Genomic DNA, 10,007 nt, shown 5'->3' with positions numbered 1-10,007 from the left:
AGCGGTTTAAGTGTCTTTGGAGTAAGGCACTGGGATTGATTGAAAGAAATCCATACTTTCAATCGGTCCCTAAACCTGAGGTGTGGATGAATGCCCACAAAAGGGGTATTTGTCCATGCTAAGGGATACTTTTTGAAGAATGTTGGACTGTAAAAGAACAAAACTTTAAGCCTATTGAAAGGTTGGCATAGCTTATCTATAAAGACCCCTTGAAAGTATATACTCCTCCACCTTTTCTGGCACAAGCCATTTTATGCTCTTGCCTTCTTTTAGCCTTTGCCTTATCTCTGTTGAGGATACATCTACTCGTCTAACTGAAACAAGATGGAAATCCCTTCCTTCTTTAAGCTCTGGGAAATGCTCCCTTATGTAGCCTTTAACCTCCTGCCACCTGCCCTCTCTGTCTACTATCACAAAACCTGCAAGGGAAATAAGCTCCTTAGGCTTTTTCCACAGGTGAAGGCTCAAAAAACTGTCCGCTCCTACAAGAAAATAAGGCTTTTGTCCAAGAATTTTGTTTAAATCCCTTGCGGTATCCACTGTATAAGAAACTCCACCTCTTTCTATTTCTATCCTGCTAACCTCAAAGCCTTGAAAACCTTCTATTGCAAGACTTATCATGTTATACCTATCCTCTGCACTTGCCCTGTGTGGCTCCTTTAGAGGTGCCTGATAAGCTGGTAAAAAGACTACCCTTTCAAAGCCCAAAAGCTCAAGGGCGTCCCTTGCTACTAAGAGATGACCTATATGTATTGGGTCAAAGCTACCACCAAAGAAGAGTTTCATAGCTTAGCGTAAAATTATAGCGGTATCTAAGTTTGCTTTAGGTCAGATAGTCAGTCAAAATGTAGCATTCAACCATACAAATTCACGCTTTCTTTGACCTTCTCTTGAGGCTATTCTTTAAGCATCAAACCAAAAGGAGGTGTAGTCATGTTTAAAGGCATTCTTTTCAAAAAGGCACTTCTTGGCACTGCGGTTTTTTCCTTTGCCCTTGGGCTTGCAGTCGCTGGCATGCATGAAAAGGAACGCAAAAAGGCAGACGCAAAGCCTAACATAGTCCAAACCGCTCAGCAGGCAGGTCAGTTTAAGACCCTTCTTACCGCAGTTAAGGAGGCAGGTCTTGAAGAAACCCTTGCTACAAAGTGTTGTTTTACGGTCTTTGCTCCCACCGACGAAGCCTTTGCAAAAATTCCAAAGGACAAGCTGGATGCTCTTCTAAAGGACAAGGAAGCACTTAAGAAGGTTCTTCTATACCACGTAGTGGAAGGCAAGGTTTATTCAAAGGACCTAAAGGACGGTCAAAAGGTTAAGACCCTTCAAGGTCAACAAGCTACCATAAGCCTAAAAGGCGGTGCTAAGATAGACAGCGCCAACATAGTAAAAACAGACATAGAAGCCTCCAACGGTGTTATACATGTAATAGACACTGTGATAATGCCTAAGTAAAGCCTTGCCCTCTTTGGGGGCTTTTTGTAAAATGCTTTATGTGAGGCAGTTCCCAAAGCCGAGAGTAGTAGTCAGTGCCTGTTTAAATCTAAAACCTGTTCGCTACAACGGTCAAGAGGTTAGGGATGAATTTGTCCTTAAACTTCTTCCTTACTGTGAAGTTATAGAAGTCTGTCCAGAGATAGCTATAGGTCTTGGCGTTCCAAGAGAGAAGATAATAGTCTATAGAAGAGACCATGCTTTTGGTCTTTCTCAACCTGCAACGGGTCTTGAGCTAACAGAAAGGATGGAGAGCTTCTCGGAGAAGTTTTTAAGCGGACTTTCAGAGGTGGATGGCTTTATACTAAAGAGCAAGTCGCCTTCCTGTGGGGTTTCCAATACAAAGGTATACAAAGACCCAGAGGGGAGAGAGTTTCATTCAAAGGGAAAGGGGCTTTTTGCCATGAGGGTTTTGGAAAGATTTGAAGACCTACCGGTAGAGGACGAGGGAAGGTTAAGGGATGAACAACTACGCAGGCATTTTCTCACAAGGCTTTTTTCTATTGCAGACCTCAGAGAAAGTTTTAGGAGAATAGAAAAAGTAAAAGACCTTATGGACTTTCACCAAAGGTATAAGTATCTTTTAATGGCATACTCTCAGGTAAAGTTAAAGGCACTTGGAAGGCTTACCGCACAGGCAAGAGAAGAAAACCTAAGAGAAACTCTTGCAGAATATAGAAGGCTTTTCTTAGAGGCTCTTAAGAGGAAGCCCTCCATAGGTCAACATGCCAACGCCATACTCCATATCTTCGGACATCTTTCAAGAAACTTCAAACCCTCGGAGAAGGCACACTTTCTAAAGCTGGTGGAGGACTACAAGAGGGGAGTAGTAGACAGGAGGCTTCTTGTGGAGTTTCTAAAAGGCTACGCTTACAGATTTGAAAACCAGTATCTCCTCACACAAGCCTATCTCCAACCTTATCCAGAGGAGCTTGAGCTTTAGTCTTCATCAAGGATTTCCATACCCTCAAGGGTGTAATAGGGTCTTTCGTAGCTTGAGTAATAGTAAGGCGTGTATGCGGTAAACTCTCCAGCACAGGTATCCACGCCCTTGAAGGCTGGGACTATGTTCCACTGATACCTAAGACTTCTTATCTCATGCTCCTCCATACCTTTGAGTTTTGCTATCTCCAAGTCCGAATAGCCCATCTCTTTGGCAAGCCTTAGGGTCTGTGGGTCCAAGTCCTTTTCCTTTATAACCTTTTCAAAGTCCACTATCTGCTTTATATTTTCCAGAAACCAGGGGTCTATCTTTGAAAGCTCGTAGACTTCTTGCACGCTATAGCCCTTTCTGAAAGCTCCAGAAATATACCAAAGTCTGTTTGGGTTAGGGATTCTTAGACCTCTTCTTATCTCCTCATCCTCCAGCATGGAGTAGTCTGGAAAGGCAAGACCATACACATCTTGTTCAAGACTCCTTATGGCTTTACCAAGGGCTTCCTTGAAGGTTCTTCCAATTGCCATAACCTCTCCCACAGACTTCATCATCGTTCCCAGTGTTTTGTCTGTCCTTGGAAACTTGGCAAAGTCAAAGCGCGGGATTTTTACTACCACATAGTCTATAGAGGGTTCAAAGGATGCAGGAGTAAAACGTGTTATGTCGTTCTTTAACTCATCAAGGGTATATCCTACTGCCAACTTGGCAGCGACCTTTGCTATAGGAAAGCCAGTAGCCTTAGAAGCCAAAGCGGAAGACCTTGAAACCCTTGGGTTCATCTCTATTACGTAAAAATCTCCTGTCTCTGGGTTTACCGCAAACTGTATGTTAGAGCCTCCCGTGTCCACGCCTATCTCTCTCATTATCTCAATGCAGGCATCCCTGAGTATTTGGTATTCCTTGTCTGTAAGGGTCTGGGCTGGTGCTACCGTAATGGAATCTCCTGTATGCACACCCATAGGGTCAAAGTTTTCAATGCTACAGACAATTATCACATTGTCCTTTGAGTCTCTTATTACCTCAAACTCAAACTCCTTCCAACCTATAAGGGACTTGTCTATAAGCACTTGGTGTATGGGAGAGGTTTTGAGGGCTATTTCTACCTTTTCTTTGAACTCTTCCATGTTGTAGGCGATAGAGCCTCCGGTGCCACCAAGGGTAAAGGCAGGTCTAAGTATGGCAGGAAAGCCTACCTCTTTGACCTTTTCTATGGCTTCTTGCAAAGAAGAGACTACCACGCTTGGTGGGACTTTTAGTCCTATTCTCTCCATAGACTTTCTAAAGAGGTCTCTGTCTTCACCCTTTTTAATTGCAGAATAGTTGGCACCTATGAGCCTAACACCGTATTTTTCCAATATACCCTCCTCGTAGAGTTTTACCGCAAGGTTAAGAGCAGTTTGACCTCCCAGTGTGGGAAGTAGTGCGTCGGGTCTTTCTATCCTTATGATTTCTTCTAAAACATCCACTGTGAGAGGTTCTATATAGGTCCTGTGGGCAAACTGGGGGTCTGTCATTATGGTGGCTGGGTTGGAGTTAACCAAAACTATCTCATATCCCTCTTGCAAAAGTGCCTTACATGCCTGAGTGCCCGAATAGTCAAACTCCGCCGCTTGACCAATCACTATGGGTCCTGAGCCTATGATGAGTATTTTCCCTATGTCTGTGCGTCTTGGCATTAAAGGTTATATTATATTAGATTTCCAAGATGGCTTACGACAAAATTGTTATAAGAGGAGCACGCCAGCACAATCTAAAAAACATAAACCTTGACATACCTAAAAACAAGTTAGTGGTTATAACTGGACCCTCTGGCTCTGGCAAGTCCTCTCTGGCTTTTGACACCATTTATGCAGAGGGTCAAAGAAGGTATGTGGAGTCCCTTTCCTCTTACGCCAGACAGTTTCTTGGCATAATGGAAAAGCCTGAAGTGGACATAATAGAGGGGCTTTCGCCTGCAATAGCCATAGACCAAAAGACCACCTCCAAAAACCCACGGTCTACTGTGGGAACTGTCACGGAGATATACGACTATATGCGTGTGCTCTGGGCAAACATAGGAAAGCCTCACTGTCCTGAGTGTGGAAGGCTCTTAGAGGGACTATCCGCTCATGAAATATTGGAAAAGGTCTGGGAAAAATACCAAAACAGAAGGATAGCAGTCCTTTCTCCTCTCGTAAGAGGCAAAAAGGGTGAGTTTAGAGAGCTTTTCAAGGAGCTTGACAGGATGGGCTTTTCAAGGGTTAAGGTGGACGGAGAATACATGAGGATTTTGGAAGTGCCACCCCTTGACAAAAACAAAAAGCATAACATAGACCTTGTAGTGGACAGGCTAACCTTGGAAGAGGAAGAGAGGGCAAGGCTTTTGAGTGCCATAGAGAAGGCACTTGAGCTTTCAAAGGGGCTTGTAAAGATAGAAGAGGTGGAAAGCCAAAGGGAAGAGGTCTTTAGCGAACGTCTTACCTGCCCAGACCATGGCTTTTCTATCCCTGAGCTTTCTCCAAGACTTTTCTCCTTTAATTCTCCCTACGGTGCTTGTCCTGCCTGTAAGGGTCTGGGTGTGAAATGGGAAGTGGATGTGAAACTTCTTGTGGATGAGAGAGAGCCTGCGGTGGATGCCTTTCGCATAACGGACTCCGCCTATTTTGACTATCTAAGATATCCCGTTATGAACCTGCTTAGAAAACTGGGATACGACCCAAGAACACCCTTTGGAGACCTGCCCCAAAGTGTAAGAAGTTTGCTCCTATACGGTGGGTCTATTGAGGGTGGAAACTTTGAGGGTATTGTAAAGCATCTTGAGAGGAGGTTTTTGGAAGAAGAGTCAGAAAAACTAAGAGAGGAAATATCGGAGTTTATAAGAGAAAAACCCTGTCCGGAGTGTAAGGGTGCAAGGTTAAGACCAGAAGCCCTTGCGGTTTTGGTGGATGGTAAAAGCATCTGGGACGTTGCACGCATGCCCATAAGGCAAGCCAAAGAGTTTTTTGACAACCTACCTAAAAAACTCAGTGGTAAAGACCTGCTTGTGGCGGAAAGGCTTATAAAGGAAATATCAGACAGGCTTGGCTTTCTCCTAAATGTGGGTTTGGATTATCTTGACTTGGCACGAAGTGCGGTCACCCTCTCTGGTGGAGAGATGCAACGCATAAGGCTTGCAACACAAATAGGCTCAAAGCTCACGGGTGTGCTGTATGTCTTGGATGAGCCTTCCATAGGACTTCACCCGAGGGACACAGACAAGCTCATAAAGACCCTGAAAGACCTAAGGGACTTGGGCAATACAGTTATAGTGGTAGAACACGACCCAGAGACTATCCTAAGTGCGGACTGGGTAATAGATATGGGTCCAGGGGCTGGTAAAGAAGGTGGTCAGGTGGTCTTTTGTGGCACTGTGGAGGAAATGCTCTCTCACGAGAAGTCTTTGACGGGTGCTTATCTTTCTGGAAGGCTCTCCATAGAAGTCCCTGCCATAAGGAGAAAACCAGAGGGTAGATGGCTAAGGATAGTGGGTGCAAGAAAGCACAACCTAAAGAATATAACAGTGGAAATTCCAGTAGGCTTATTTGTGTGTATAACGGGAGTGTCTGGCAGTGGAAAGTCTACCCTCATATACGACATCCTCTGGGAGTATGCAAGGGCGGTCTTTTACGGTGGCACTGCAGAGGTAGAGGGCTTTGATAGGATAGAAGGGCTTGAATACTTTGACAGGGTTATTAACATAGACCAGTCTCCCATAGGAAGGACTCCCAGGTCAAACCCAGCTACCTACACAAAGGTCTTTGACCATATAAGGGAACTTTTTGCACAAACGCCAGAAGCCAGGGCAAGGGGCTACAACGCAGGCAGGTTTTCCTTTAACGTAAAGGGAGGCAGATGTGAAGCCTGTCAAGGAGAGGGGGTGATAAAAGTGGAAATGCACTTTTTACCACCTGTTTATGTGCCATGCGATGTATGTAAGGGTAAAAGGTATAACAGGGAGACTTTGGATATTCTCTATAAGGGCAAAAACATCGCTGACGTGCTTGATATGACCGTGGACGAAGCCTATGAGTTTTTTGAAAATGTGCCGGTGATAAAAAGAAAGCTACAGCTCCTAAGGGATATAGGTCTTGGCTATATAAAACTGGGACAGCCTGCCACAACCCTTTCTGGAGGCGAAGCCCAAAGGATAAAGCTTGCCAGAGAGCTCTCTAAAAAGGAAAGCGGAAAAACCCTATACCTCTTAGATGAACCTACCACAGGTCTACATATGGACGATGTGAAAAAGCTAATAGACATACTCCAAAGGCTCGTGGAGAGAGGAAACACGGTGGTGGTTATAGAGCATAACCTTGACGTGATAAAGTGTGCGGATTGGGTTATAGACCTTGGTCCAGAGGGAGGAGAAAGGGGAGGCTATGTGGTGGCGGTGGGAACTCCAGAGGACATAGCACAAAACCCAAACTCTTACACAGGACAGTATCTGAAAAAGCTTTTAGAGCCTCAAGGCGTAAAGGCATATAATTAAAAACACTATGCTGAGCTACGAGGTCTACAAAATTCTTGAAGAAGAGTTAGGCAGGGAGAAGGCGGACAAGGTGGCAAGGATTTTAGAAGTAATCCTGAAAGCCATAGAAGAGAAGGTCAAGGGGCAAAAGCCTATTCTCAAAGCGGATATAAAGGAGGAGCTTACAAAGGAGTTGGTAACAAAAGCGGAACTGCAGATAGTAAAACTGGAGTTAGAAAAAAAGATAGACAGGCTTGAGGTTTACCTTAAGGTTCTCATAGGGCTTGTGATACTTGGTTTGATGCTCCTAAACCCTGCCTTTTTGGATTTGATAAAGTCCATATTTAGCTCAAAATGAAGAAGCAAGTGGCGGTTATTGGCTCTTCTTCTGCAAAACCAGAGGAGGAAGAATACATTTTTGCATACAGGCTTGGCAAAGAAATTGCAAAAAGAGGCTTTGTGGTGGTTTGTGGAGGGCGTGGGGGTGTCATGGAGGCGGTGTGTAAGGGTGCTAAGGAAGAGGGAGGTCTCACAGTGGGAATTTTACCCTCTTACGAAGGGGAAGAGGCAAACCCTTACGTGGATATAAGGATAAGAACGGGCATGAGTTGGAACAGAAACCCTTTGGTGGTGGCAAGCGGTGATGTGGTAGTTGCAATAGGTGGAAACTGGGGGACGCTCTCTGAGATTGCCTACGCTCTTATTCTCAAAAGACCCATAATAGGCTACAAAACCCACAAGATTGAGGGGCTAACACAGGCAAATAGCCTTGAGGAAATTCTCCTATTTATTGACAAAAATCTCAGTTGAAATCTTCTCTCAACAGACCATATTTATACAGGAGGGTCAAAGATGGAGAAGGAAGTTTTCTTCTTGGAAGACCTGCTTTTTAAAAGCACCGCTCAGGAAATAGAGGAAAGATACCAAGAGGTATTACAACTCTATGCTCACGACCCAGAGATACTCAATATAGCCAAGAGTATAAAGGGCATGTGTGATTACATAATGAAAACTTACAAGGAGATACCAAACCCAGAAAAGAAGTTGGACGAAAGCCTATACACGACCCTCTACCAAGTGCTAAAGGACCTTAGCATAACCCTTTATGACCTCTCTATAGCAGAGGGCGAACAGATATACTACGTTTTGTCCTCCGCTTACCAGAAGCTCAATGGTGCTAACAACCTACTGGAGAGGCTCGTCTAATCTCCTTAGGAAACAAGCACCAAGAAGAAGGCAGAAGAAGGAATAATACAGCCAAACAAGAAACAAAAGGGGTGAGCCAATTACACTATACAGTGGGCTTGCACTTATCAGCTTTATGACCACTATAGAAAAGACCTTGTTGAGTATAAAAAGCAATAAGGAAGCAAAGGCGGAAGCCAAAAAGGTATACCCTCTTGGGCGAAAGTATAGGGAATAGAGCATGCTAACCAGAAGAAGGAGAAGCAAAAAGTTGGCAAGCTCTGTTAACCTTTGGTATATACCCTCAAGAAAGGACTTGGCTATGGCTAAAAGGGCTAAGCCAAAGGACAAGGCGGTTGCATAAAGTATGAGGACAAGGGGCATAAAGACCCAAAAGGCTAACTCACTTTCCAAAGGCTTTTTCTTGTAGACCATAGAGAAGGAAAAGTTTAGGCTTTTGGCAAAGGACAGTGCAAAGTAATAGGCAAGGGCAACAGACAAGAGAGAGCCAGAAGCTCTTTTTTCATACACGGGGAGAAGTTTGTCAAAAATTAGCTCCGCATAGGAAGGAAGATAGTCTTTTACATATTCATAAACCCTTGAAGGTTCAAGAAAAGGCAAATACATGGATACAAAACCAAGAAGCATTATCACAGAACCTACGACGGTGAGAAACTGATAGGTGAGGGACGCACTATGATATCCAAGGTTTTCTCTAAAGGCGTCTACGAAAGAAAGCAGGAGGGCTCTAATATAGTTCCGCATCTCTTATGGTATATTCCACAATGCCATCTAAGGGGCTTTTGAAGGTATAAGTGTCTCCAGAAACGCTCAATATGTAATTGGGGCTTATGGGAACTTTACCCTTTCCTCCTGGCAAGTCCACTGCGTAGGTGGGTATACCCATTCCAGAAATCCTACCTCTAAGATACTCCATTATCTCAAGACCCTTCTCAAGGCTTGTCCTAAAGTGCAAAGCACCTTTGACTGGGTCGCAGTGGAAAAGATAAACAGGTCTTACCTTTATCCTAAGGAGACCTCTCATAAGCTCTAACATTACCTGTGGGTCATCGTTTATACCCTTTAGCAGGACAGTTTGGTTGTTGACTGGCACTCCATGCCTAAGAAGCCTTTCCACAGCCTCTGCGGACTCTTGGGTTATCTCTTTGGGATGATTAAAGTGGGTATTTATCCATATGGGCGAGTATTTTTCAAGGATGTGCAAAAGCTCCTCATCAAAGAACCTTTGAGGTGCAAGAACGGGAAGCCTCGTGCCAATCCTAATAATTTCCACGTGTGGAATTTTCCGTAGGTTAGAAAGCACATACTCTAACTTCTCATTACTTACAGAAAGTGGCTCTCCACCAGATATTAGCACATCCCTTATTTCTTCGTGCCTTCTTACATACTCTAAAAACCTATCTATCTCTTCCTTTGTCCTTGCCCGCTCTCCCTCTTGGAAAATCCTTTTCCTCATACAGTGCCTGCAGTAAACCGCACAAAAGGTAGTCAAGGTAAAAAGCACCCTATCGGGATACCTATGAGTAAGACCCGGAATGTGTCCTTCCTCTCTAAAGGGGTCTGGCTCTCCCATAGACTGAACTCTTTCGTCCACTTCCACCGCTCTTGGAATAGCCTGAAGCCTAATGGGGTCTTGTGGGTCTTCTGGGTCCATAAGAGAAAGGTAATAGGGCGTTATAGCCATAGGATACAAGCCTGTGGTCTGGTCTATGCCTCTTTCTTCCTCTGGCGTAAGCCTTATATACCTTTTTAGCTCCTCTTTAGTTTTTATTCTGTTTTGTATCTGCCAATGATAGCTCCGCCAAAGCTCCTGTGGAACATCTGTGAAAAACTTTCTCATAACTTGTATATATGTTATACTAATCTCTACCTGCGGTTCTGGGTTAAAAGCCC

At 44.3% G+C, this 10,007-nt stretch carries 10 protein-coding genes; 6 read left to right on the top strand and 4 right to left on the bottom strand.

What is annotated here, in order from left to right:
• Positions 1 to 192: 192 nt before the first annotated feature.
• Positions 193 to 786 (bottom strand): nicotinate-nucleotide adenylyltransferase, encoded by a 594-nt coding sequence (nadD, locus tag WKI49_01675; GenBank protein ID MEJ7621212.1) that lies wholly within the window; start codon positions 784 to 786, stop codon positions 193 to 195.
• A 147-nt stretch (positions 787 to 933) separates the two neighbouring features.
• On the opposite strand from nadD, the gene WKI49_01670 reads away from it, so the two are divergent.
• Together WKI49_01670 and WKI49_01665 are read left to right on the top strand one after the other, a co-directional pair.
• The gene (locus WKI49_01670; protein MEJ7621211.1) at positions 934 to 1,449 is read left to right on the top strand and encodes a fasciclin domain-containing protein; all 516 of its coding nucleotides are present in this window, start codon (positions 934 to 936) and stop codon (positions 1,447 to 1,449) included.
• A gap of 40 nt (positions 1,450 to 1,489) precedes the next feature.
• Positions 1,490 to 2,431, top strand: a complete 942-nt coding sequence (locus WKI49_01665) for a DUF523 and DUF1722 domain-containing protein (GenBank protein ID MEJ7621210.1) — start codon at positions 1,490 to 1,492, stop codon at positions 2,429 to 2,431.
• Here the strand turns inward: WKI49_01665 and carB are convergent.
• Positions 2,428 to 4,101, bottom strand: a complete 1,674-nt coding sequence (carB, locus tag WKI49_01660) for a carbamoyl-phosphate synthase large subunit (protein MEJ7621209.1) — start codon at positions 4,099 to 4,101, stop codon at positions 2,428 to 2,430. The two genes, WKI49_01665 and carB, sit on opposite strands and share 4 nt — an antisense overlap.
• A 29-nt stretch (positions 4,102 to 4,130) precedes the next feature.
• Here carB and uvrA point away from each other — a divergent pair, with 29 nt between their 5' ends.
• From uvrA to WKI49_01640, 4 genes are read left to right on the top strand one after another with little or no spacing between them, the layout of a single operon-like run.
• The gene (gene uvrA / locus WKI49_01655; protein MEJ7621208.1) at positions 4,131 to 6,929 is read left to right on the top strand and encodes an excinuclease ABC subunit UvrA; all 2,799 of its coding nucleotides are present in this window, start codon (positions 4,131 to 4,133) and stop codon (positions 6,927 to 6,929) included.
• A 7-nt stretch (positions 6,930 to 6,936) separates the two neighbouring features.
• Positions 6,937 to 7,266 (top strand): hypothetical protein, encoded by a 330-nt coding sequence (locus WKI49_01650; protein ID MEJ7621207.1) that lies wholly within the window; start codon positions 6,937 to 6,939, stop codon positions 7,264 to 7,266.
• The gene (locus WKI49_01645) at positions 7,263 to 7,718 is read left to right on the top strand and encodes a TIGR00725 family protein (protein ID MEJ7621206.1); all 456 of its coding nucleotides are present in this window, start codon (positions 7,263 to 7,265) and stop codon (positions 7,716 to 7,718) included. The genes WKI49_01650 and WKI49_01645 overlap by 4 nt, the downstream gene beginning before the upstream one ends.
• Positions 7,719 to 7,760: 42 nt before the next feature.
• Positions 7,761 to 8,114 carry a hypothetical protein gene (locus WKI49_01640; GenBank protein MEJ7621205.1) on the top strand — a complete coding sequence of 118 codons (354 nt, stop codon included), beginning with the start codon at positions 7,761 to 7,763 and terminating at the stop codon, positions 8,112 to 8,114.
• On the opposite strand, the gene WKI49_01635 is transcribed toward WKI49_01640, so the two are convergent.
• On the bottom strand, positions 8,094 to 8,858 hold the full coding sequence (locus WKI49_01635; GenBank protein MEJ7621204.1) for a YhjD/YihY/BrkB family envelope integrity protein: 765 nt from the start codon (positions 8,856 to 8,858) through the stop codon (positions 8,094 to 8,096). The genes WKI49_01640 and WKI49_01635 overlap by 21 nt on opposite strands.
• Positions 8,842 to 9,954 carry a KamA family radical SAM protein gene (locus WKI49_01630; protein ID MEJ7621203.1) on the bottom strand — a complete coding sequence of 371 codons (1,113 nt, stop codon included), beginning with the start codon at positions 9,952 to 9,954 and terminating at the stop codon, positions 8,842 to 8,844. Before WKI49_01630 ends, WKI49_01635 begins: the two co-directional genes overlap by 17 nt.
• Positions 9,955 to 10,007: the final 53 nt, after the last annotated feature.

It is taken from the genome of Aquificaceae bacterium, assembly GCA_037722135.1.
In the GTDB taxonomy this organism is placed as follows: Bacteria; Aquificota; Aquificia; order Aquificales; family Aquificaceae; genus Pampinifervens; species Pampinifervens sericum.
The sequence above is the reverse complement of the archived record's forward strand: the minus strand, read 5'-3'. Positions and strand labels throughout refer to the sequence as shown.